The 23,513-nt window shown below is 60.1% G+C and carries 19 protein-coding genes and 1 tRNA gene; 13 read left to right on the top strand and 7 right to left on the bottom strand.

All coding sequences use genetic code 11. The annotated features are described in order from the left end of the window. The first annotated feature begins 26 nt into the window (after positions 1 to 26). From AUK77_RS08560 to AUK77_RS08510, 11 genes are all read left to right on the top strand, one after another. Entirely contained in the window at positions 27 to 1,085 is a 1,059-nt protein-coding gene (locus tag AUK77_RS08560; RefSeq protein ID WP_296128279.1) for a DUF6160 family protein, read from the top strand. A 2-nt stretch (positions 1,086 to 1,087) separates the two neighbouring features. Beyond that, on the top strand, positions 1,088 to 2,134 hold the full coding sequence (locus tag AUK77_RS08555; protein WP_296128276.1) for a hypothetical protein: 1,047 nt from the start codon (positions 1,088 to 1,090) through the stop codon (positions 2,132 to 2,134). 10 nt (positions 2,135 to 2,144) lie between these two features. Next, positions 2,145 to 2,729 carry a hypothetical protein gene (locus tag AUK77_RS08550; protein ID WP_296128273.1) on the top strand — a complete coding sequence of 195 codons (585 nt, stop codon included), beginning with the start codon at positions 2,145 to 2,147 and terminating at the stop codon, positions 2,727 to 2,729. An 11-nt stretch (positions 2,730 to 2,740) separates the two neighbouring features. Further along, positions 2,741 to 5,074 (top strand): DUF6160 family protein, encoded by a 2,334-nt coding sequence (locus tag AUK77_RS08545; RefSeq protein WP_296128271.1) that lies wholly within the window; start codon positions 2,741 to 2,743, stop codon positions 5,072 to 5,074. Between the two features lie 209 nt (positions 5,075 to 5,283). Then, a complete protein-coding gene (locus AUK77_RS08540; protein ID WP_296128268.1) occupies positions 5,284 to 6,381 on the top strand; it encodes a carboxynorspermidine decarboxylase in 1,098 nt (365 codons plus the stop codon). Between the two features lie 133 nt (positions 6,382 to 6,514). Continuing rightward, on the top strand, positions 6,515 to 7,759 hold the full coding sequence (locus AUK77_RS08535) for a saccharopine dehydrogenase family protein (RefSeq protein WP_296128265.1): 1,245 nt from the start codon (positions 6,515 to 6,517) through the stop codon (positions 7,757 to 7,759). A 520-nt stretch (positions 7,760 to 8,279) separates the two neighbouring features. Continuing rightward, positions 8,280 to 9,827, top strand: a complete 1,548-nt coding sequence (locus tag AUK77_RS08530; protein ID WP_296128262.1) for a 2-isopropylmalate synthase — start codon at positions 8,280 to 8,282, stop codon at positions 9,825 to 9,827. Next, a complete protein-coding gene (locus AUK77_RS08525) occupies positions 9,824 to 10,645 on the top strand; it encodes an energy transducer TonB (protein WP_296128259.1) in 822 nt (273 codons plus the stop codon). Before AUK77_RS08530 ends, AUK77_RS08525 begins: the two co-directional genes overlap by 4 nt. Before the next feature lie 55 nt (positions 10,646 to 10,700). Next, on the top strand, positions 10,701 to 11,153 hold the full coding sequence (gene rimI, locus AUK77_RS08520) for a ribosomal protein S18-alanine N-acetyltransferase (protein ID WP_296128256.1): 453 nt from the start codon (positions 10,701 to 10,703) through the stop codon (positions 11,151 to 11,153). 128 nt (positions 11,154 to 11,281) lie between these two features. Then, a complete protein-coding gene (locus tag AUK77_RS08515; protein ID WP_296128253.1) occupies positions 11,282 to 13,201 on the top strand; it encodes a 5'-nucleotidase C-terminal domain-containing protein in 1,920 nt (639 codons plus the stop codon). Between the two features lie 221 nt (positions 13,202 to 13,422). After that, positions 13,423 to 14,346 (top strand): DMT family transporter, encoded by a 924-nt coding sequence (locus tag AUK77_RS08510; protein WP_296128251.1) that lies wholly within the window; start codon positions 13,423 to 13,425, stop codon positions 14,344 to 14,346. Positions 14,347 to 14,675: 329 nt separating this feature from the next. On the opposite strand, the gene AUK77_RS08505 is transcribed toward AUK77_RS08510, so the two are convergent. The 5 genes from AUK77_RS08505 to AUK77_RS08485 all read right to left on the bottom strand — a co-directional run bounded on the left by AUK77_RS08505 (position 14,676) and on the right by AUK77_RS08485 (position 19,943). Further along, positions 14,676 to 14,752 (bottom strand) — tRNA-Met (locus AUK77_RS08505). Between the two features lie 171 nt (positions 14,753 to 14,923). After that, positions 14,924 to 15,295 carry a hypothetical protein gene (locus tag AUK77_RS08500; protein ID WP_296128308.1) on the bottom strand — a complete coding sequence of 124 codons (372 nt, stop codon included), beginning with the start codon at positions 15,293 to 15,295 and terminating at the stop codon, positions 14,924 to 14,926. 2 nt (positions 15,296 to 15,297) lie between these two features. After that, positions 15,298 to 16,104 carry a putative RNA methyltransferase gene (locus AUK77_RS08495; protein ID WP_296128249.1) on the bottom strand — a complete coding sequence of 269 codons (807 nt, stop codon included), beginning with the start codon at positions 16,102 to 16,104 and terminating at the stop codon, positions 15,298 to 15,300. Beyond that, entirely contained in the window at positions 16,101 to 17,255 is a 1,155-nt protein-coding gene (gene dapE / locus AUK77_RS08490; RefSeq protein ID WP_296128248.1) for a succinyl-diaminopimelate desuccinylase, read from the bottom strand. Before dapE ends, AUK77_RS08495 begins: the two co-directional genes overlap by 4 nt. Before the next feature lie 90 nt (positions 17,256 to 17,345). Further along, positions 17,346 to 19,943, bottom strand: coding sequence for a glycosyltransferase (locus tag AUK77_RS08485; RefSeq protein WP_296128247.1), 2,598 nt, complete (start codon positions 19,941 to 19,943; stop codon positions 17,346 to 17,348). A gap of 250 nt (positions 19,944 to 20,193) precedes the next feature. Between AUK77_RS08485 and tcdA the strand changes: the two genes are divergently transcribed. Together tcdA and AUK77_RS08475 are read left to right on the top strand one after the other, a co-directional pair. Beyond that, entirely contained in the window at positions 20,194 to 21,012 is an 819-nt protein-coding gene (gene tcdA / locus AUK77_RS08480) for a tRNA cyclic N6-threonylcarbamoyladenosine(37) synthase TcdA (protein WP_296128246.1), read from the top strand. A gap of 168 nt (positions 21,013 to 21,180) precedes the next feature. Then, positions 21,181 to 21,888, top strand: coding sequence for a transporter substrate-binding domain-containing protein (locus AUK77_RS08475; RefSeq protein ID WP_296128243.1), 708 nt, complete (start codon positions 21,181 to 21,183; stop codon positions 21,886 to 21,888). Here AUK77_RS08475 and AUK77_RS08470 read toward each other — a convergent pair. Together AUK77_RS08470 and AUK77_RS08465 are read right to left on the bottom strand one after the other, a co-directional pair. After that, positions 21,867 to 22,298, bottom strand: coding sequence for a SufE family protein (locus AUK77_RS08470; RefSeq protein ID WP_296128241.1), 432 nt, complete (start codon positions 22,296 to 22,298; stop codon positions 21,867 to 21,869). The two genes, AUK77_RS08475 and AUK77_RS08470, sit on opposite strands and share 22 nt — an antisense overlap. Continuing rightward, the gene (locus AUK77_RS08465; protein ID WP_296128238.1) at positions 22,295 to 23,500 is read right to left on the bottom strand and encodes a cysteine desulfurase; all 1,206 of its coding nucleotides are present in this window, start codon (positions 23,498 to 23,500) and stop codon (positions 22,295 to 22,297) included. The genes AUK77_RS08470 and AUK77_RS08465 overlap by 4 nt, the downstream gene beginning before the upstream one ends. Between the last annotated feature and the right edge of the window lie 13 nt (positions 23,501 to 23,513).

The raw sequence follows: 23,513 nt of genomic DNA, 5'->3' as shown, positions 1-23,513 counted from the left end.
CCAATAAGAACAACAGGAAATCCGCCATGCGTTCGACCCGTGGGTTTGCCAAAACTGCTCTCGCACTCATCTGTGCAGGCCTGTTTACGTCGACCGTCCAGGCCAAGATGGTCGAATTGGCCGATAACGAGTTGTCGGAAGTCACCGGTCAGGCCTTTATCAACCTGACCACCGACAGCAATGCCGGGATCAACTACACCCGCGTCAACTTCGGCTTGGATGTGCAGACCCAGCTCAACATCAAGAAGCTGCAGTTGGGGCAGTACAACGACTCGGCCACGCGTCCGGGCGAGGCGCTGGGTTCATCGGACATTCTGATCAACAACTTTGCCCTCGGTACCGTGAATGCTGATGACACGGTAAATCCGTTTCAGATTGCCAACCCGTTTCTGGAATTAGCCTATTCCGGCAACCGTGTGGTGGGCATGCGCATCGGTTTTGGTGAGGCCAAGGGTGTGTTGTCTGGTGATATTCAAAGCCTGACTGGCAACCTGCCGATCAAGATTGAAGGCACTGCCCGGCCAATTTTTGATCAGGCCGGGGGCTTTGACCGCTTTCTGCTCGGCCTTGCCGGCGTAACCCGTAACACCCGCCTGCAGGCCGATGCTGCCCTGGTGCAAACCAATGGCACCGCCGATCCGACCCGTGCCACTTCGGCAGGTATGGTCAATGGTCAGGCACTGAGCTGTGTGAGCGGTTGCAACCTTGGCGGGTTGTCCAATGCCCTGTTGGGCTTGTTTACTTCTAACGGCTGCCAGATTCTGTCGCTGGCCACCTGCTTCCCTCTGGGTAACTTCCAGTCGCTGCCTGTCGGTAACATGGCCGTTACGGATTCAGCGTCCACCGCCGCCATCGAAGGCGCGGCCAAAGGCTTCTTTATTTCCATGCAAACCCAGGACGTTGCCTGGCGTGACATGGACAGCAATGCCCTGATCAACACGCTCAAGGGCGCTTTTATGAACCTGCCTAAATACCGTGACGCCAACGGCAACATGGTCGCCCCGATCACCATCGACTTCGAGCAGGCCTTCAACGGTATTCCCCGGCAGGACACCTGTCTGGGCGCGGCCACGGCGGGGTGCTGACCATGCGTGCGTTTACCCTCGGGTCTTGTGCATGTCTCTTGAGTGCGCTGGCGCAGGCAGATTTGCAACCACTGGATGATGCCGAGATGTCAGCGGTGCAAGGCGCTGGGTTTGGTTTTGTGCTGGAGGGGATTTTGCTGGATGCCTCCGGCGCGACCATCACCATCAACGACATCAACAATGCGGCCGGGCAAAACGTGCCGATCTCGGTGAAGGAGTTTTACCTCGGTGCGGCCGGCAGTAATAAAGGTGCCAACCTCAATCCGGTGAACATTGGCCGGCTGGATCATCCTTTTGAGATCACTCTGGGCAAAGGTGAAACGCTGCGTACCCTGCGTGATGACGGGCAATGGGTGCAAACCACACCCAGTAATCTCACGGTGCTGGAATTCAAATTCCCCGAGCGGCTGACGGGCGTAGGCGGGCAGGCGTGCATCAGCGGCTATGCGGCGGCAGGGAGTAACTGTTCCAGTCGCGCTTCCGAAAGGGTCGATCTGGGCATTCGCTTTGATTTTCAGGTAGCAGCAGGGCGCACGGACATTATCAACCTGGACATCAGTGAGTTGGTGATGGACGGCAGCTACCTGCGTCTGTGGGGCGATGATGCGCGCGCGCAATTGGTGGGGGAGGCGCGCGTTAACATCTTTGCCAAAAGCATGCAGCTGATGTCGTGCGCAGCAGGCACCGCCAACTGCACCACCGCTCAAGAGCAAGCGGCGCGCACCATTACGCTGAGTAATGCGTTCGCCAATATTTCCCTTGGCTACGGTAAAAGCCAGCCGCTGTTGTTTGATGTAAGCAGCAATGGCCAGTTCATGTTGGAACTGCCCAATCCGGTGACTCGCGCGGCCAACGGCAGTGCTCGCCCTCAGGCGGAGCGCCATGCGATTGCCAGTGATTTTTATGCCAATGCCCCGCGCACCAATATCGTCATCGACAGCCTGCGGGCGGGTAGCGGCAGCTTTTCCACGGGTGGCTATAACTTTGGCTATAACGCCGTCCAAGGCCTAAGCATCAACTATTTGAGGGCGACCAGTCGTGATCTCTAAAGCCTGGGTGATGAGCACTGTATTGCTGGCGATACCCGCGTTTGCCGAGATGCAGCCGTTGGACGATGCGTCGTTGAGCGCGATGAATGGTCAGGGCGGGGTGTATCTGTCCGGTGAGTTCAGTATCAACAAAGACGGCGGTGTGCTGTGGAGCACTCCCACCAGCAATAACCCCAGCACGTGGACGTCTAGCCAGCGCAGTTGCGCCACGGCCGGGGCAAGCACGCCGGAAAACTGCGGCATGCGCGTGGCGATTCGTTCTGAAGCCGACGGCGGCTGGTATGTGTTGGACAACCTTAAAGGTGTGTTCAGCTTTGAAGGCCTGACCCTGCGCACGCGCACCGTGAACAGTGGTTTTAACGGCGATGGCGCGGGGTTTAATCAGGATGTGCTGGAGTTCGGCCTGCCCAACGAAGTCAAATTCAAAGACGGCAGTTTTGCCTTCGGTGTGGCTAATCAGGGCGGCTGGCAAAATCGCTCGCTGAGTGTGGCCAACGGCGGTAATCCGTCTTATCAGCAAACCAATATTTTCTCCGCGAAGATCGACGGCACGATCCGGATGCAGGGCAACGTGCTGGTCTTCCCGCAGAATTGAGGAGCAGGGCCATGCACCGTCCTTCACTGTTGTTGTGTGCACTGCTGAGTCCACTGGCCTGCTCCGTGGCGCAGGCTATGCAGGCGCTTGATGATCAGGCCTTGTCAGCGGTCAGCGGGCGCGATGGCATCAGTCTGCAAACCACTGGCGGAGCCTGGTCGGCCAGCAGTGTTGATTACAGTCAGGATGGTCAGACCCTCAGCCTCAAGGGCGTGAACAACACCTCGCAGGTTGCTGGCAGCACCTCGACCACGACACTCGATGTGGTGGGCGATCAATTGCATGTGCAGCACAGCGGCAGCGCTCAGGTGTTGAGCGTGAACAGCATTGAAATGGCCGGAAGCAACAAAAGCTTTGGTGCATTTCGCGGTTTTTTTACCCTGGGGGCCAACCTTAAATTGAGCGGTGGCGGGGCCACTGGGGTGAGTGGCTTCAGTGTGGATGACAGCCAACTGTCGTTGAGCGCCGCCACCTTTTATTACCGCGACAACGGCTTTGATCTGATCGTTAGGGGGGTGTCGTTTGATACCTACCTGCAAAACGCCTACGTGGATATCGTCAGCGGCGGCAGCGGCCAGGAAATCAAACTGGATCTGGGCACCTCGCGCTTTGTCGGCGCTATTGCGGGCATTGGTCTGGATCTGGCCCATGGCGACCCGACGCTTGGCGTGGCGGTGACGCCGGGCACACCTGACCTGCGCGATGCCAACGCCCAGCGCAGTTTCGGCAAGCTCAACATGGACTTGCGCCTGGGCGGCAGCATCAGCATTGCCAGTGGCGGCGCTAGCGGCGAAGGGCTGCGCATCAAACCGAACATCACCATCGCCAACAGTTTGTTCCAGTATCAGGACGAAGGTGTACTGCGCGCCGAAAACTTCGCCGGCAGCCTGATCAGCAACGCCGGCCTGACCCTTGATCTGGAACAGGACGGCGCTGGCAGCTACGCCAAAATCGCCTTTCAGGACCTCAAGTTTAACGCCACCCTGGGTGGCCTGATCATGGGCAACCCAACTAACCAGAAGCTCGGTGGGTTGGCGGTGGATTTGAATTTTCTCGATCAGGGTGCTCGGCAAAACTGGCTGAAGCTGCGGCCGGGCGGTGACACAAACTCCGGGTTGCAGGGCGTCAGGGCCGATGTCAGCTGGAACATGGTCAACAGCTCGCTGGCTTTGACCGATAACGGCAACAGCATGTGGTTCAGTGGCCTGCGCACCCATGGCACAGGCCAATTCAGTGTTGATCTGACCAAAAGCTGCGCGGCAGGCGTCAGCACCGGCTGTTATGCCGGCAGTAACAGCGACCTCAACAGTGGCGGCTACAACGGTCACTTTGATGGCCTGCGTCTGGGCCTGAAAAACGTTGTCGGCAGTTACAGCTTCGATGGCTTACGCGTGGGCACGCCGAATGCGCCCCTGCAGGGTGGTACCGAGTTGCTGGTGTTGATGGAAGTCTTCCCAGCCTACGACTTTACCCTCAACGGGCAAATCACCTTGCGCCCCGGTGGCGCGGTGGGTGACGGCCTGCGTTATAACGCCGACTTTTACATCACCGAAGCCAATGCGGCGGTCACGGTGGACGAGAACGGCCGTGGCCTGTGGCTCTCGGGCAGCAGTTATGAAATGCATTACCGCGACGGCTCGCTCGACATCAGCAACAACGGCGTGGAGCTGCGCAAGGGCACCTATTGGTCGAAGCTGGATGTTGCCAACGTGCGCTGGGGCGATCGGCAGACCGGCAGCAGCATTGGCCGTCTGGTGCTTAAACGCTTTGAGCAAGGCTCGACCTTGGCCATCAGCTCGGGCGGGGCCGGTGCGTTGTGCGTGGGAGGCAGCGGCAGCACCGCGAGCGCGTGTACCGCCAACGGCGGACGCTGGGAAAACCGTGGCGATGAAGGTATTTCGGTGAAGTTGAAGAACGTGTTTGTGCGTGACACCAGCGGTAACCCGAGTAACACGGTGTCAAACAACGAGAAGCGCAACCAGGTGATCATCGAAACGGGCCGGGTCAATGGCGTCAACGGCACCGGCAGTCAATTGGTGGTGGATAACTTCCACACTTCCGACGGCAACCCGAGCAACCCTAATGCCAACACTTACGGCTTCAATGTGGACCTCAACCTGGATGTTGCGCCTACCCGGGTGTGCAATAAAACCGCGTCCGGCTGTACGCCGGTAACGCCCGATCCGCTGGGCTTTGCGGTCAATGGCCGGGTGCACTTCAAAGAAGTGAACATCGACCGGATCCAGAACGTGCACCCCACCGGCGGCGCAGTGACCTCCATGTACGGCGTCAAACTGCAAAACGCTGATATCCGCGCCAACCTCACGGCCACGCCGATCAACTGAAACGCCGCTGTCATGCACGGCGGTTATCCTTCCTTCGCATGGGTACTGGGCATCCTGTAGATGCACTGCCAGCGTGACCGCTAATCATTGGTTGGACAAAAAAGCCCCGTTACCCTTTCGATATGCGCCGGTTGTCGGCACAATTCGCCTCCACTTTTTTGGGGGGAACATCTTTGCTCCCCATTAGCCGACCTTGCAGGGGCAGCGCCATGATCAAAACGCCTTACTACCTGATCGACAAACAAAAGCTGCTGGGCAATCTGGAGAAGATCGCCTACGTGCGCGAGCACTCCGGGGCCAAGGCGCTGCTGGCGCTCAAATGCTTCGCCACTTGGTCGGTGTTCGACCTGATGCAGCAATATATGGACGGCACAACCTCATCGTCCCTCTATGAGTTGAAGCTCGGCCGGCAGAAGTTCTCCGGTGAAACCCACGCCTACAGCGTGGCCTGGGCCGATGATGAAATCGAAGAGATGGTCGCCAACTGCGACAAGATCATCTTCAACTCCATCGGTCAGCTGGAGCGCTTTGCCGAGCAGACTGAAGGCACCATCCGTGGCTTGCGTGTGAATCCACAGGTGAGCAGCTCTGATTACCTGCTGGCCGACCCGGCGCGCCCGTTCAGCCGCCTGGGCGAGTGGGACCCGGAAAAGATCGCCGCCGTGATGGATAAGATCAGCGGCTTTATGTTCCACAACAACTGCGAGAACGGCAGCTTCGAGCTGTTCGACCAGATGCTGACGACCATCGAAGAGCGCTTCGGCCATCTTCTGGAGCAGGTCGAGTGGGTCAGCCTCGGTGGCGGCATTCACTTCACAGGCGACGACTATCCGCTGGATCAGTTCTGCGCGCGGCTCAAGGCCTTCTCCGAGCGTTTCGGTGTGCAGGTCTATCTGGAACCGGGCGAAGCGGCGATCACCCTGAGTTCCTCGCTGGAAGTCACAGTGCTCGACACCCTGTACAACGGCAAGCACCTGGCCGTGGTCGACAGCTCGATCGAAGCGCACATGCTTGACCTGCTGATCTACCGCCTGAACGCCAAGATGGAACCCTGTAACGGTGAGTACACCTACATGGTGTGCGGCAAGTCGTGCCTGGCCGGTGACATCTTCGGTGAGTATAAATTCGACAAGCCACTGGCTATCGGTGATCGCCTGTCGTTTATCGACGCTGCTGGTTACACCATGGTCAAGAAGAACTGGTTCAACGGCCTGAAAATGCCGTCCATCGTGGTCAAACAACTCGACGGCAGCGTCGAGGTGGTGCGCGAATTTGGCTTTGACGATTACCTGTCCAGCCTCAGCTGATCCGTAGGGTGGACGGCGCTTTCCGTCCACCGCTCTGCAATCACACAGGTGGATGCAAACAGCGTCATCCACCCTAGGTGTTGTAAACCCGCTGCAACTCTCTCAATAACGCAGTACCCAGGAGGTGAAACAATTGAAGAAGAATGTTCTGATCATTGGTGCAGGAGGTGTCGCCAAGGTGGTGGCCCACAAGTGCGCGCAGCACAACGACGAACTGGGTCGCATTGCTATCGCGTCGCGCAACATCTCCAAATGCCAGGCCATCATCGACAGCGTTAACGCCAAGGGCAGTCTGAAACAGCCGGCCGAGATCAAGGCCTTTGCCCTCAATGCGCTGGATATTGAAGCAACCAAAGCACTGATCCGCGAAACCGAATCGCAGATCGTCATCAACGTGGGTTCGGCCTTCCTCAATATGTCGGTGCTGCGCGCCTGTATTGATACTGGCGTGGCCTACCTCGACACCGCCATCCACGAAGAACCGGGCAAGATTTGCGAAACGCCGCCTTGGTACGGTAACTACGAGTGGAAGCACCTGGACGAATGCCAGGAAAAAGGCGTGACCGCCATCCTCGGCGTCGGTTTCGATCCGGGCGTGGTCAATGCCTACGCTGCACTGGCGCAGCAACAGTACTTCGACAGCATCGAGTCGATCGACATCCTCGACGTCAACGCCGGTTCCCACGGCAAGTACTTCGCCACCAATTTTGATCCGGAAATCAATTTCCGTGAATTCACCGGCCAAGTCTGGAGCTGGCAGAACAGCCAGTGGACCAGCAACAGCATGTTTGAAGTCAAACGCACCGACGATTTGCCGGTAGTCGGCGAACAGAATCTGTACCTGACCGGGCATGACGAAGTGCATTCCCTGTCCAAACACCTGAACGTGCCCAACGTGCGTTTCTGGATGAGCTTCGGCGAGCACTACATCAATGTGTTTACCGTGCTAAGAAACCTCGGCCTGCTCTCCGAGCAGCCAGTAAAAACCGCCGAAGGCCTCGAAGTTGTGCCGCTGAAACTGGTCAAGGCCGTGCTGCCCGATCCGTCCTCGCTGGCGCCGGGTTATAGCGGTAAGACCTGTATTGGTGACTTGGTTAAAGGCACCAAAGATGGCAAGCCAACCGAGCTGTTTATCTACAACGTCGCCGACCACAAAGATGCGTATGTGGAAACCGACAGCCAGGGCATTTCCTACACCGCTGGCGTACCGCCGGTCGCGGCTGCACTGCTGGTGGCACGTGGTGACTGGGATGTGGCGCGCATGGCCAACGTTGAAGAGTTGCCGGCTGAGCCGTTCCTCAAACTGCTCGATGTCATGGGGCTGCCGACCCGGATTAAAGACGCCAATGGCGACCGTCCGTGGGATCAAGCCCTCTGATTGGCTGCGCGTCGGCGATACGGCGTTAAAAACAGGCGGGAACGGTGGCTTGCCACCGAACGGCCTTTAGGCCGGCCCGAAGGGCGAGCGGAGCGAGTAATGCTCATTTACAGCAGTAAACTCCGCTTTCCCGCCTGTTTTTGCCTTGTCTCGCTCTAGCTCGCTCAATCAGCCTAACGCCCGCCCTCTCGGCGGGCGTTTTGCTATCTGGAGTTCGATGCGCGAACAATGGTGGATGTAAACAGCGACATCCATCCTTGTAGCTACATGCCGAGTGGGAGGGGCTTCAGCCGTGACTTGCCGGTCTGTGCGATCAATCTGTGGAAGAGGCTGGGCGGCATCCCGTTTTAGCCGCGACGTGCCGGTGTGTGCGATCAATCGGTGGGCTGAGCTTTACCCGCGACGTGGCATCCATGTGCGCCGCGCTTCCCGCCTGCGGCATTTCACGCGACAATCAAAACTTATCGACACGCGCCCCAATGTCGGGTGCGTGCTACGGCGACTCCGTGAGGACACCAGCATGAGCAGCAACGACCGCGTCATTATTTTCGATACCACCCTGCGTGACGGCGAGCAGAGCCCCGGCGCGTCGATGACCGGTGAAGAAAAGCTGCGCATCGCCAAGGCCTTGGAGCGGCTCAAAGTCGATGTCATCGAAGCCGGCTTTGCCATCGCCAGCCCGGGCGACTTTGCCGCGGTCAAGGCGATTGCCGACAGCATCAAAGACAGTACCGTGTGCAGCCTGTCGCGCGCGTTGGACGCGGACATTGACCGCGCCGCTGAAGCGCTCAAGGGGGCTAACTCCGGGCGTATCCACACCTTTATCGCCACCAGCCCGATCCACATGCAGTACAAGCTGCGCATGCAGCCGGATCAGGTGGTGGAGCAGGCTGTGCATGCGATCAAGCGTGCGCGCAACCTGTGCAGCGATGTCGAGTTCTCCTGTGAGGATGCTGGCCGTTCGGAGATTGATTTCCTCTGCCGCATCGTCGAAGCGGCGATCAACGCGGGCGCGCGCACGATCAACATCCCCGATACCGTGGGCTATGCCATTCCGCATCAGTACGCCGAGACCATCCGCCAGTTGATCAACCGCGTACCCAACGCCGACAAGGCGGTGTTCTCCGTGCACTGCCACAACGACCTGGGCCTGGCCGTGGCCAACTCGCTGGCCGCCGTGGTGGCCGGTGCACGCCAGGTGGAGTGCACCATCAACGGTCTCGGTGAGCGCGCCGGTAATGCCGCGCTGGAAGAGATCGTTATGGCGATCAAGACCCGTGAAGATTTGCTCGGCGTGCACACGCGTATCGATACCCCGCACATCCTCAGCACTTCGCGCATGGTCTCGGGCATCACCGGTTTCCCAGTGCAGCCGAACAAAGCCATTGTCGGCGCCAATGCCTTTGCCCACGAGTCCGGTATTCACCAGGACGGCGTACTCAAGCACCGCGAAACCTACGAAATCATGTCTGCCCAGTCAGTGGGCTGGCACACCAATAAGTTGTCGCTGGGCAAGTTGTCCGGGCGCAACGCCTTCCGTTCGCGTCTGGACGAGCTGGGGATCGTGCTGGCCGGCGAGGCTGAGCTGAATGCAGCCTTTGCTCGCTTCAAGGATTTGGCTGACAAAAAACATGAGATTTTCGATGAAGACCTGCAGGCCCTGGTGTCCGATACGTTGGCCGAAGAGGCACCGGAGCACTTCAAGCTGATTACTTTGGACGTGGCGAGCAAAACGGGCGAAGTGCCGCAGGCGCAGGTTGTGGTCAGCGTGGAAGGTGCCGAGCGCAGTGGTAATGCCCAGGGTTCGGGGCCGGTGGATGCCACCTTCAAGGCCATCGAATCGATTGCCCGCTCCGAGGCCAATCTGCAGTTGTATTCGGTCAACGCCATCACCCAGGGCACCGACTCGCAAGGTGAAGTGACGGTTCGTCTGGAAAAGGGCGGGCGCATCGTCAACGGCAATGGCGCCGACACCGATATCCTCGTGGCCTCAGCCAAGGCCTATGTCAATGCCTTGAACCTGATGCAGGCCGGGCAGAAGGCGCATCCACAGGCGGCTGACGTTTGATTGCAGAACTGCGCCGTCGTGCCTACCTGAGCGCCATGCAGGTGGCCAGTTGGCTGCCGCGTGTGGAGTTACCGTTTGCTGCGCCCTCGCGCCCGGAGTTGCTGCAGCCGCTGGTTGAGGCCGAGCCTGAGCAGGAGGTAGCCGCTGCCGTGCCACAGGCGGTGGCTGAAGCTGTGCCGGCCTATGAGCCGCCGCGTGCCGAAACCGCCGTTGTCGAGGCAGTTACCCGCCCTAAGATCGAAGTGCCGCGTCCGGCGCCTCAGGGGCGCATGGCCAAGGTGGAACCGGCTACAGTCGACGCCGAAACGCAGGTCACGTCCCAGCCAACGCCCGTCGCACCACCGCGTTTTGCCCTGCAATTGCTGCGTGCTGGCGCCTGTGCAGTACTGGTCGAATTGCCCACCGGCGAGCCACTGCAAGGGCGCGATCCGGCGTATCTGCTGCTCAAGGATCTGCTGCGTGCAGCCGGTCTACCGGACAGTCCGCAACTGATTGGCGAGCCGGTGCGCTGGCCGCTGCTGGTGCGCGGGCAGATCGACCAGGGTCCGCAAGCGGCGCTGGAATATGTGCAGAGTTTTGTCGGCGCGCGGCTGGAAGAGCAGGAACCGTGCAGTTGCCTATGGCTGGTGGGGCTGCCGGCGATTCGTTTTGCCGGGGAAGCCACTGCTGATGCCTACAACCGCGAGCTGCAGGTCGAGGGGCTGGGCGCTGCCTGGGCGCTGCCGGGCCTGGAACTGCTGATGGATGAGCCAGAACGCAAGCGTGAGCTGTGGCAAGCCATGCGCCGCGTGCGTCAGCGCTGGTTGGCTGCCAATTGAAGACTTCTTTCCCGGCCGCTTGGCTGGGTTTCTACCGTTTGCCGAGTCAACCTGAATGAGTGATGCAATCAGCTTCCGCCCGATGACAGCGGCGGACATCGATGCGGTGCTGAAAATCGAATATGCCGCCTTCAGCCACCCTTGGACGCGCGGCATCTTTACCGACAGCCTGACCGCTTATAACTGCTGGGTGATGTTTGAAGGCCAGCAGCAGGTCGGCCACGGCGTGATCCAGATCATCATGGACGAGGCGCACCTGCTCAATATCACCGTCAAGGCGGAAAGCCAGGGACGTGGTCTGGGTTTAAAACTGCTCGAACACCTGATGCAGGAGGCCCAGAAGCAGGGTGCCAATGACTGTTTTCTGGAGGTGCGCGCGAGTAATAAGGTGGCCTACCGCCTGTATGAGCGCTACGGCTTTAACGAGGTTGGCCGGCGTCGCGATTACTACCCAGCCGTCGGTGGCCGTGAGGATGCCTTGGTGATGGTCTGCCCACTGTTTGACTAGATCCCTGTTCGGCCATGCACTGACACGATTGGCTACCGTCGGCGGCGCTATTCGCCGCTGACCTGGCGCTGGGCTTGTCGCATACTCCCGGCAGCCGCGTTTATCGCCCATTGCCCTAAGGATCTGTCATGCGCCTGTCTGCTTCGTTGCTTGCAGTGTTCTGCTTATTCGCCACCGCTCAGGCCACCAGTGCCGAGCGCAGTTTCACCATCCTGCACACCAACGACTGGCAATCACGCTTGCTCGGTTTTGGCCCGAACAACGAATATTCCCCCGCGACCACCGGCGATGACGATACCGTCGGCGGCGTCGCGCGCCTGGCCACATTGCTGGAGCAGCGCCGCGCTGCTGCTGGCGAGCAACCGGTGCTGCTGCTCGATGGCGGCGACTTCAGCATGGGCACGCTGTTTCACACCGTGACCCGCGAAACCGGTGGCGAGCTGCGCCTGATGACCGAGCTGGGCTATGACGCAGCGACCCTGGGCAACCACGAATTCGATTTTCGTCCGGCCGGCTTGGCCGCGATGATCAGCTCGGCGCACAAGATCAAGGGCGATGCGCTGATGCCGCTGCTGTCGAGTAACCTCGGCTTTGACCCCGCGCGCAAGGAAGATGACAGCCTGCAGGCCCACTACGAGGCTGGACGCATTGCGCCGTACAAGCTGATCGACAAGGGCGGCATTCGTTTTGGCCTGTTCGGCCTACTCGGTAACAACGCCGTGGCAGTCAGCCCGATGATCAAACCGGCGGTGTTTGCCGATCCGGTCGCGACTGCTCAAACCATGGTCGCCAAGCTGCGCGAGGAGGGCGCCGACGTGGTGATTCTGCTCTCGCACATGGGCGTGGTGAAGCAGGACGATGGCAGCTGGCGCGGCGAAGAGGTTGAGCTGGTTGAGCAGGTGCCGGGCATCGATATTGTGGTCGGTGGCCATTCGCACACCGCTCTGGCGCAGCCGGTGCTGGTTAACGGGCGCACGCCGGTGATGCAAGCCGGTTCGGAAATTCAGCACCTGGGCGAGCTGCGCATGCGTCTGGGCGACGACGGCAAGCCGCAGGTGGTTGACTATCAACTGCACCCGATCAACGACCAGATTGCTGGTGATGCGGCAGTCACCGCCAAAGTCGAAGACTTTAAGCAAGTGGTCAGCGAGCAGATGCTGGCCCCTAAAGGTTATGCCTTTGATCAGCCACTGGCCACAGTCGACAAGACGCTCACCCGTGCGTTTGACGACCCGATTCTCGGCAATCTGGTCACCGATGCCTTGCGTCAGGCCACCGGCAGCGATGTCTCGTTCACCGGCAACGGCACCATCCGCGACAACCTGATCATGGGGCGGCACGGCGTGCAGGCGGTGTCCGATTTGTTCCGCATTGCCCCGCTGGGGATCGGTGAGCTGGATGATGCGGCGGGCTACCCGCTGATCAAGGTGTATGTCAGCGGTCAGGAGCTGAAGAACCTGCTGGAGGTGCTGCTGCTGGCCTATCAGTTGCGCGAGAGCAAAAGCTACTACCCGCGCGTGTCCGGCCTGCGGTTTAGCTACAACCCCTGGCGTGTGCCGTTTGATCGGGTTAGCCGGATTGAACTGGGCGACCCGGTCAAGGGTTACACCCCGCTAGATCTGGCCGATACACGCCTCTACAGCATCGGCGCGACCAGCTACGTGGGCAGCTTCACCTGGCTGGTCAGCGACTTGACCAAAGGCCTGCTCAGCGTGCAGCCCAAGGATGCGCAGGGTCAGCCCCTGACGCAGCTCAAAGCAGCGATTATTGATGCCGGCCCTGAGCAAACCGGCGTGCAGGAATACAAGGAGTGGCAGGGCCTGCTCGACCACATTCGCAGCCTGCCTGATCTGGATGGCGACGGTCTGGCCGACATCCCCACCCAAGGTCCGGCGGCTGAGTCGCGCATGTTGCGTGCCGCCAGCCTGCATCCGGCTGACCTGTTCCGCTATGCCGGCCCGCTGCAGTGGGGCTTGAGCCTGGTGGTGTTGAGTGGTTTGTTGTTGATTGTCTGGTTGCTGCGTCGTCGGTCTTTACGCCGACATTAACAACATGGGGTGAACAGGCGCGGCACTCCAGTGCTGCGCTCTAATGAGGTGCGCGCCGCGCTTGTCAAAGCCGCTCGGGGCTCCTATGGTGCGCGTCAAGACGCTGAACAGGGCCGTGGCGTCGCTTCACTTACGCGAGCAGGGCAGCGCATGCACCCATACCCAACACAAACCAGCAGCGTCGATCTGCTCGCACACGCAGCAGGCCGCCACTGTTGCCGATGCCGATGACTCACTCCATGCGCTACGCCCTGGCAGGCTTACTGCTGGCCACCCTCTGCTGGTCTGGCAATGCCCTGGTAGCCCGCGCAGTAGTGGGTGAGATTCCGCCGTTTACCCTGTCTTTCTGGCGCTGGTGTGTGGCCCTGCTGCTGCTCTTGCCCTTCGTGGCCAAGCCGTTGTGGCAGCACCGCGCCGCCCTGCGTGCCGCCGGTTGGCGCTTGCTGGTGCTGGCCGCTATCGGTATCGCCGGTTACAACAGCCTGCTCTATGCCGCCGCGCAAACCACCGCCGCCATCAACATCACCTTGGTTAACACCTGCCTGCCGCTGATGACCTTTATCGGTGCAGGCCTGCTATTGGGCGAATGGCCACAGCCGCGCGCCTGGTGGGGTATGGGCGTGGCAGCGCTGGGGCTGCTGGTGCTGATCAGCCAGGGCAGTTGGAATCGTCTGGCCGAGCTTGCGTTTAACCGCGGCGACTTGATCATGCTGCTGGCCGTTGCGGACTGGTCCTTGTATTCCCTGCTGCTGCGCCGTTGGGCCAGCCACCTGTTGCCGATACCGCCACTGGCGCTGCTCGGCATGCTGATGTTGCTCGGTGTGCCGCTGATTTTGCCGTTCTACCTTTACGAGCTGGCGCAGGGCGCGCACTTCTCCCTAACCCCGAGCAACCTCGCCGCCATCGGCTACACCGCGCTGTTCGCCTCACTGCTGGCTTATCTGGCTTGGAACCACGCCATCCGCGTCCTCGGTGCCGCCAAAGCGGCGCTCTCCAACTACCTGATGCCGGTTTTTACCGCACTGCTCGGCTGGCTGCTGCTGGGTGAAACCCTGCAAAACTACCACTGGTTGGGTGCCAGCCTGATCGTTGTCGGCCTGCTGCTGGGCACTCAGCGAGCGAGTCTGCGCGCCAAGACAGGTTGATGATCTTGGCCTAGCGCAGTCCGCCCACTGCGCTTAACGACGCGCATTCTCTCGTTTGATGCGGATGCAGCAATTCACTATGCGGGCTTGGCTACAGGGAGTGGGGCGAAAGGTACGGTCGTTGATATGGCTGACTGTTAGATCGCCGCCATTGCCGTTTTGCATGATGCCCAAGTGGCTACGCGCAATGTCCGTCACTTCGACTACCTGGGCGTTGCCATCGTCAATCTTTGGCAGGCGCTGAAAGCGCGGTAGGCACGCTGTAGTCTGTTTGTAGTCTGCCCTGAAAACAAAAAAGGGCTTAGCTTTCGCTAAACCCTTGTTTTGTTTGGTGGCTACGCAGGGACTTGAACCCCGGACCCCAGCATTATGAATGCTATGCTCTAACCAACTGAGCTACGTAGCCGATGTGGCGCGCATTATTCGCGTCTTGGGTGGGTGTGTCAACCCTTGCTGCAGAAAATTTCTTCGCGTGATCAAACGCTTACCAATTAATTGCCTGGCCACCGATGGCGCAAAGCACGCGTTATGCACGGCTGGTGCGGGTGTGCAGTGGGTTGTGCCGTGTTATGCAGGCTTAAGCCGTGCGCCAGGTGATCTCTTCTACGCCATCGGTGCTGATGCGCATCCACCGGTCGGCTTGTTCGTCGCTTTCTTCTTCTTGCCAGCCGCCCGGTGCACAACGCACTTCGACGTTCAGTGCGGCGAAGGCGGCTTGGGCGCAGGCGAGGTCGTCTGCCCAGGGCGTGGCGTCGCTTTCCAGCAGCAGGCTGTGCCATTTGCCGACGGCTTTGGGCAGCCAGGTGACGGGTATGTCGCCGGCTTTGCATTTGAACGTCTGACCTTTTTGCTGCCAGGGCGTGCAGGTGCCCAGTGCGTTGCTGAGCCATTCGCCGATGGCGATGTGGTCGGCGTCTTTTAGGTAAATCTCAATGTCGGGTTGGCGCATGGTCATGATTTCTCGATCCAGTCGTAGCGGATGGCCACCGTCACGTCGAAGTCTTCGGCGATTACGGCTGCGCGTTTTTCGGCACTGGCGCGCCAGCCGTGCGGCGTCATCGCCAGCAAGTCAGCGCGTGCCTGGCTGCAGGTCAGCTTCAGGTTGAAGGTCAGGGTTTCGCTGTGGGCCAGGCGCATGCCGTGCGGAATCAGCTCCAGATGCTTTTGGTCATCGTAGTCGCGCACATCGTCATACAGCTTTTGGCGCAATTCCATCAAGTGTTCGCGGGTCGGTCCCATGCGCAGCAGACCGCCACCGGGGCTGAGCAGGCGTTTTGCCTCTCGCCAGTCGAGCGGGCTGAAGACGCTGGCGAGCAGTTGGCAGCTGGCGTCACTCAACGGCACGCGGGCCATGCTAGCCACCAGCCAGTTCAATTGCGGTGCGCGCTTGCAGGCGCGTTTGACTGCTTCGCGGGAGATGTCTAGGGCGTAGCCGTCGGCCTGGGGCAGGGCGTCGGCGATCTGCGTGGTGTAGTAGCCCTCACCGCAACCAATATCCAGCCAGCGCGCCGGGTTGTAGCTGGCTGCCAGTTCGGCCAGGCGCTTGGCCAGCGGTGCGTAATGACCGCCGTCGAGAAAGCGCCGTCGGGCTTCGACCATGGCGGCGTTATCGCCCGGATCGCGGCTGTTCTTGTGCTGCACGGGCAGCAGATTCAGGTAGCCCTGGCGCGCACGGTCGAAACGATGATTGGCCGGGCAGGCCACGCCGTTGTCGAGGCTCTGCAGCGGGGCCTGGCAGATGGGGCAGATCAGACTCATGCGAGCAGATTGACCAGGGTCTGATAGTAAATCTCGGTCAGCACGTCCAGATCGCTGGCCAGAACGCGCTCATCGACCTGGTGGATGGTGGCGTTGACCGGGCCGAGTTCGACCACTTGGGTGCCGAGGGTGGCGATAAAGCGGCCATCTGAGGTGCCGCCGCTGGTCGAGGGTTTGGTCTCGCGGCCGGTCACCGCTTTGATGCTAGCCGCCACGGCGTCGAGCAGTGCACCCGGCTCGGTGAGGAAGGGCAGGCCGGACAGCGCCCAGTTCAGCTCGAAATCCAGGCCGTGTTTGTTAAGGATGGCCACGACACGTTGTTGCAGGCCTTCGACTGTTGATTCGGTTGAGAAGCGGAAGTTGAAGATGGCCTTCAGCTCACCCGGAATCACATTGGTCGCGCCGGTGCCAGCATTCAGGTTGGAGATCTGGAAGCTGGTCGGCGGGAAGAAGGCGTTGCCGTCATCCCAATGTTCCGCGGCCAGTTCGGCCAGGGCCGGTGCGGCCAGGTGAATTGGGTTGCGCGCCAGGTGCGGGTAAGCCACGTGGCCTTGCTTGCCGCGCACGGTGAGGGTGCAACCGAGCGAGCCACGGCGGCCGTTTTTCACGACATCGCCGACCAGGGTGGTGCTGGAGGGCTCGCCGACTATGCACCAGTCCAGGCGTTCGTTACGCGCGCGCAGGCGCTCGACCACGGCTTTGGTGCCGTGATGGGCCGGGCCTTCTTCGTCGCTGGTGATCAGGAAGGTGATGCGCCCTTTATGATTCGGGTACACGGCGACGAAGCGCTCAACGGCGATGATCATCGACGCCAGGCTGCCTTTCATGTCAGCCGCGCCACGACCGCAAAGCATGCCGTGTTCATCGATCAGGGCGTTGAAGGGCTGGTGCTGCCACTTTTCGCGTGGGCCGGTGGGAACCACGTCGGTGTGTCCGGCAAAACACAGCACCGGGCCTTCTTCTTTGCCGTGGCTGGCCCAGAAGTTATCCACGTCCTCGATACGCATGGGTTCAAGGGTGAAGCCGCATGCCGACAGACGACGCATCATCTGCTCCTGACAACCCTCGTCGAGCGGGGTGACGGACGGGCGACGAATCAACTCGCAGGCAAGCTCCAGCGTCGGGGAGAGGGGCGTGGCGGTGGCAGTCATTGCAGCTCCAGGGCAGCGTCAAGCGGGAAGGCCGCCATCTTAAAGCAAAACGGCGGCCATTGGCCGCCGTCTGGCATGCGCACGTGCGCGTTATTCGCTGACCGCAGCGTGCTCCTGTGATTTTTCCGTGGCCGGTGGCATTGACGACAACAGCGCCATGACCAGTGCTGCCAGGTAGGGCAAAGATTGCACCAGCAGCATCACCACCCAAAACTTCACATCCGCGCTCGGCAGGCCTTGTACCAAGCTGATGCCCAGGGCTGAGCCCCACAGCAAGAGCATGATGAACACTTCTTCGCGGGCTTCGCTCAGCGCCACCAAAATGCCGTGGTTGCTGGCCATTTTTGGCGTGCGGAAGAACGGAATGGTTTTGGTGAACACCCCGTACAGCACGGCTTTGGCGATGGTGTGAGACAGCGCCAGGCCCGCAACAGCCGCCTGGAATGAGCGCACCATGTCCACGCCCATGGCTTTGCGGTAAAGGAACAGGATCTTGCCCAGTTTAAAGACGAACAGCGCTAAGGGTGGAATGGCGAAGATCACCAGGGGTGGATCGACACGTTGCGGCACGATGATCATTGCCGCCGACCAAAGCAGCGCGCCTGCGGTAAAGAAGATGTTCAGGCCATCAGCGATCCATGGCAGCCAGCCAGCGATAAAGTGGTAGCGCTGACCGGTCTTCAGTTCGCTGTCTTTGCCAAGAAACAGGCTGCGCGCATGGCCTTTCATAATTTGAATCGCGCCATAGGCCCAGCGGAATCGCTGTTTCTTGTAGTCGATAAAGGTGTCCGGCATCAGTCCGCGACCAAAGCTTTGGTGAGCATAGGCGGCGGAGTAGCCTTTCTTGAACACGCGTAGGCCGAGCTCGGCGTCTTCGCAGATGGTCCAGTCGGCCCACTTCAGCTCATCCATGACCGTGCGACGGATCATGGTCATGGTGCCGTGCTGAATGATCGCGTCACGGTCGTTGCGCGTCACCATGCCGATGTGGAAGAAGCCTTTGTACTCGGCGTAGCAGAGCTTTTTGAAGGCGCTTTCATTGCCGTCGCGGTAATCCTGCGGTGATTGCACCACGGCAATCTTGGGGTCACTGAAGTGCGGCACCATGTGTTTGAGCCAGTTTTTGTCGACGCAGTAATCAGAGTCGATCACTGCCACCACTTCGGCGTCTGACGCGGTATAGGGCAGGATGTAGTTCAGTGCGCCGCCTTTGAAGCCGTGCAGCGGGGCCACGTGGAAGAAGCGAAAGCGCGGCCCGAGTAGCTCACAATAGGCTTGCACCGGCTGCCAGACGGCCGGGTCTTTGGTGTTGTTGTCGATGATGATGACTTCGAAATCCGGGTAATCCAGCGCCGCCAAAGCGTCGAGGGTCTGTTTGACCATCTCCGGTGGCTCGTTGTAGCAGGGCACATGGATCGACACCTTGGGGCGGTAGGCGCTGTCAGACTCGACGGGCTGGAACGGCCTGCGACGTGAGCTGCTCCAGGCCGTCTCGGCCAGTTCGTGGGCCTCGGTCAGCAGCACGATAAACACGCCAAAGGCACCGATGCCGAGCAACAGGCCGACCAGGGTGCTGAACCAGGTGCTGTATTGCTGGCTGTAGTCGTAGCCAATCCACACCAGCGCCGAGCCGCCGGCAAACGCGACAATGGTCAGGAAGGTACGGCCACGCTGGCGCAGCGAACTGCCGTCAATCAGCATTACCGCCAGGCTGAGCAAGGCCATGACTACCGAGGCAATGGCCAGCAGGCGCCACTGCGGGATAGCCACAATGGGGCCTTCGAAGGCGAATTTCGGCTGGCGGTCGAGGTTGTAAACCCCCCAGTAAGCGCCCACTGCACCTTCCTCGCTGGCCTTCCAGGGCTGATCGAACGCTTCGATCACGAAGTAGTTGTAGCCTTTGGCGTTAAGCGTATTAACCAGGGTGCGCAGGTAGATGGCTTGGTCCGCTTGCGACGCATCAGCATCGCCGCGCATGCGGCCATTACTCGGCCAGCCCACTTCCGAGAGCAGCAGCGGTTTTTTCGGAAAGAGTTTTTTCATGTCCTTGGCTCGATCAAGGACGAATTCGGTGGAGTCCTCCATCGGCACGAACTCCCAGTAGGGCAGTACGTGGGCGGCGATCAGGTCTACATGCTGACCGAGTTCCGGATATTCCTGCCAGATGTGCCACTGTTCGGAGGTGGTGACGGGCACTTTAACCGCTGAGCGAACGCGCTCGATGTAGCCGATCAGGTCTTCTGGCGTCACTTCTGTGCGGAACAAGGCTTCGTTACCTACCACGACACGCACTACGCTGCGCGAGTTGTTGGCGATTTCAATGGCTTTGGCGATTTCCCGCTCGTTGCGCTCCAGATCGAGACTAATCCAAATACCCAGCGTCACACGCAAGCCGAATTCTTCAGCGATAACCGGAATTTTGCCCAGTTCGCCATCGACGGAGTAAGTACGGATGTTGTCGGTCTGAGTGCTCAGCAACTCAAGGTCCTGACGCATCTGTTGGTCGCTGGGGTAGATGCCCTGTTGCGGATTCTGTCCTGCCCGGAAGGGCGAATAGGAAAAGCCAGAGATTTGTTCCGGCCAATCCGGGGCTGTGACTGGGCGGTTATACAGCGCCCAGATGCCCGTAAAGAAGGCGGCAATTGCCAGGAACATGACCAGGTTCAGTCCAAACTTACGCGATGGCATGGTGGGTAGGTCCAGCGAGGGGCAATAGAGAGCGACGAGCGTCGGGTGGCGCATGCTACGCCGCTGGTGCAGGGCTGTACAGTCCAGCCAACTCAACCTGTGAAGGGAGCTTGTCACGAGCAGCCGCGCGGCATTATGGCTGTTTGCCATTGCAGTTCATCGGCTTAGTCTGGGCTGTGCAATACAACGCTTGGGCGCAGGGGGATCGCTCTCTATAATGCGCGCCGCTTGCCGCCTGTGAGAGAGATAAATGCCTGTGGACGAACAACGCTTTGCCGGAATTGCCCGCTTGTACGGCCGTCAAGGTGCCGAGCGCCTGGTGGCTGCGCATGTGGCAGTGGTCGGTATTGGCGGCGTAGGGTCTTGGGCAGCTGAGGCGCTGGCACGCAGCGGTGTAGGCGAAATCTCCCTATTTGATCTGGACGATGTCTGCCTCAGCAATAGCAACCGGCAGTTGCATGCCTTGGATGCAACGGTCGGACGGCCCAAGGTTGAGGTCATGGCTGAGCGTATTCGCGCCATTAATCCGGCTTGCGTGGTGCATGCGGTGGCGGATTTTGTCACGCGCGAGACCATGGCCGAGCACATCACTGAGCAGCTGGATGCGGTGATTGACTGCATCGACAGCGTTAACGCTAAAGCGGCGCTTATCGCCTGGTGCAAGCGGCGCAAGATTCAGATCATCACCACCGGTGGTGCGGGCGGTCAGATCGACCCCACGCAAATCCAAGTGGCTGATCTGAACAAAACCTGGAATGACCCACTGGCGTCCAAGGTGCGTTCGACCCTGCGCCGTGACTATGGTTTTTCCCGAACGCCAGGGCGCAATTACAGCGTGCCGTGCGTGTTTTCCAACGAACAACTGCGTTACCCCAAGCCTGACGGCACGGTCTGTCAATACAAAGCGTTTGTCGGCGATGGGGTTAAACTGGATTGTGCGGGTGGTTTTGGCGCAGTCATGATGGTGACGGCCACGTTTGGCATGGTGGCTGCTGCGCGCATTGTCGACAAACTGGTAGCGGGTACGCGCAGGCCAGCCGAGCGCAAACAATCGCCTGAGGGCGTTTAAGTGCTTGTTCGTAACCCGTAGTTGCCAAGCCGTATTCAGCAGGGGTGTGCTGTTTCTTCCTTGAGGTGCAGTGTGTTGAACGTGCTGAAATATCTTCCGAGCCGGTTTTGGCTTCTCCTGTTGTGTGCAGCCAGTGCGTTAGCCAATCACGCTTGGGCGGACAACAGCGTGCGTATCGGTACTGGAGATTGGCTGCCTTATGTCGAGCAACAACGCGAGGATGGCGGTGCGCTGCCGCGGTTGGTGCGTGAAGTCTTCGAGGCTGCCGGTTATCGGGTCGAATACGTTTATTACCCTTGGGACCGCAACCTGAAGATGCTGGAGGACGGCACCCTAGATGGGATATTGCCCTACCTGTGCAGTACTGCTCGACAGCGTGTCAGCACCTGTAGTGATCCGCTGGTAAGTGGCGATGTGGTGCTGTTTCAGCGGGCTGATCAGGTGCTGAACTGGTCCACGATCGAAGACTTACGCGCGTTCCGTATCGCCACTACGCTGGGCTTTGCCTATGGCACTCAGTTCGATGCTGCCCTTGAACAGAATCTGCTGCAGGTGCAGCAAAGCGGTAAGGAAGAAACCGGATTTCGCCTGCTCAGCCTTGGCCGCGTGGACTTTTATCCGCAGGACCGTGCCGCAGGCTACGCCATGATCAATCGACTGTTTTCGCCAGAGCAACGCCAACAGATCACGCACCATCCAACGCGCCTGCATCGCGAGCCGCTGCATGTGCTGTTTCGCAAAAACGACCCGCGCGCCGATACCCTGAGGCAGGTGTTTAACGACGGTTTACGCCGCTTGCAACGCAGCGGTGAGTTAGCGCGGTTGCAGCAAGCCTTGAACGAAGGGCGCGTCGATCAGTGGCGGATGCAACCCTGATCGGCAACTGCCAGTAGCGCCTGCATGCGTGTCAGCACGGCCTGCAGGCCGTTGCTGCGTGACGGCGACAGGTGACGCGCCAAGCTGAGTTGGCTAAACCAACCTGGCAGATCCACCTGCGCCATGTCCATTGCACCAAGGCCGTTGACTCGGGCCAGTAGCAGCGCAAGCAACCCGCGCAACAGACGGGCATCGCTGCTGGCGCGTAATTGCCAATGCTCGCCCTGGCGCTCGACCACCAGCCATACTTGGCTTTCGCAGCCGCTGACACGGTTGGCTTCGCAGCGCTCGGCCTCGCTCAGCGGCGTTAGTTGGTCGCCCCACTGCATCAACAGGCGCGCACGTTGCTCCCACCCCTGGCATGCACTGAATGCCTGCAAGGCAATTTGCGCACTCTGTGGCAGGGTCATAGCAGTAGCTCCAGGGCTTGATCCAATGCGTTGAAGAAGCGCTGCAGATCCGCGTCATCGTTATACAGCCCCAGCGACACTCGAACCGCACCACTCAGGCCAAGCCCCTGCAGCAGTGGCATGGCGCAGTGATGGCCTGCGCGCACGGCAATGCCTTGTTCGCTTAGCAGGTGAGCGAGGTCAGCATGGTGCACGCCCTCGACCACAAAACTGGCCAAGGCCGCGCTGGGCGTCCCGAGTAAACGCACGGCCTGGCGCTGCCGCAAGCCGCTAAGTAGCTCGGCATGCAGGGCCGCTTCGTGGGTGCTCACAGCCGCCGCATCAAGACTGCTCAGGTAATCCAAGCTGGCCCCCAACGCGATTACCGAGGCAATCGGCGGTGTGCCCGCCTCAAAACCCAATGGCGCGGGGCGAAAGCGGGCGTTGTGGTAGTCAGTATGCAGCAGCATTTCGCCGCCAAACTGCCAGTGCGCCAGTTGCTCAAGTGCCTGCGGGCGACCATAGAGCAGGCCTACGCCGTCCGGGCCATAGAGTTTGTGGCTGGAACAGATATAAAAATCACAACTGAGCGCCTGCACATCCGTGCGGCCGTGCACCACACCCTGGCTGCCATCGACCACTGTCAGCGCGCCTTGCGCCTTAGCCAGTGCCGTCAGCGGTTCAAGCGGTTGCCAGCAGCCGAGCACATTGGACAGTTGGCTGACCGCCAGCAGGCGGGTGCGCGGGCCGATTAACTGCGCCGCTTGGCTGAGGTCGATCAAACCATGCGTATCGAGTGGCAGCACCACCAATTTGAGTTGGCGACGCTGCGCCAGTTGTTGCCACGGCAGCAGGTTGGCGTGATGTTCCAGCGCGCTGATGACGATTTCGTCACCCGCAATGAAACGATGCTCCAGGCCATAGGCCAGCAGATTGAACGCTTCGGTGGCGCTGCGGGTGAAGACGATTTGCTGCGCGTCGGCGGCATTCAGCCAGCGCGCGGCTTTCTCCCGCGTGGCTTCAAAGGCGCGGGTGGCCCGTTCGCCCGGCATGTGCTGGGCGCGGTGCACATTGGCCGCGCCGCCGGCGTAATAGCCGAGCAGGGCGTCGAGCATGGCCTGAGGTTTTTGCGCGGTGGCGGCGCTGTCCAGATAGGTCTGGCCTTCGGCCGCAAGGGCCAGAATGCCGGGGAAGTCAGCGCGCCAAGGGGAAGTCAGAGGCATGGTTTTTCAGCGT

Origin of the sequence: Pseudomonas sp. Ga0074129 (genome assembly GCA_001465025.1) — a bacterium.
Lineage (GTDB): Bacteria > Pseudomonadota > Gammaproteobacteria > Pseudomonadales > Pseudomonadaceae > Aquipseudomonas.
This window is presented reverse-complemented; position numbering and strand designations above follow the sequence as displayed.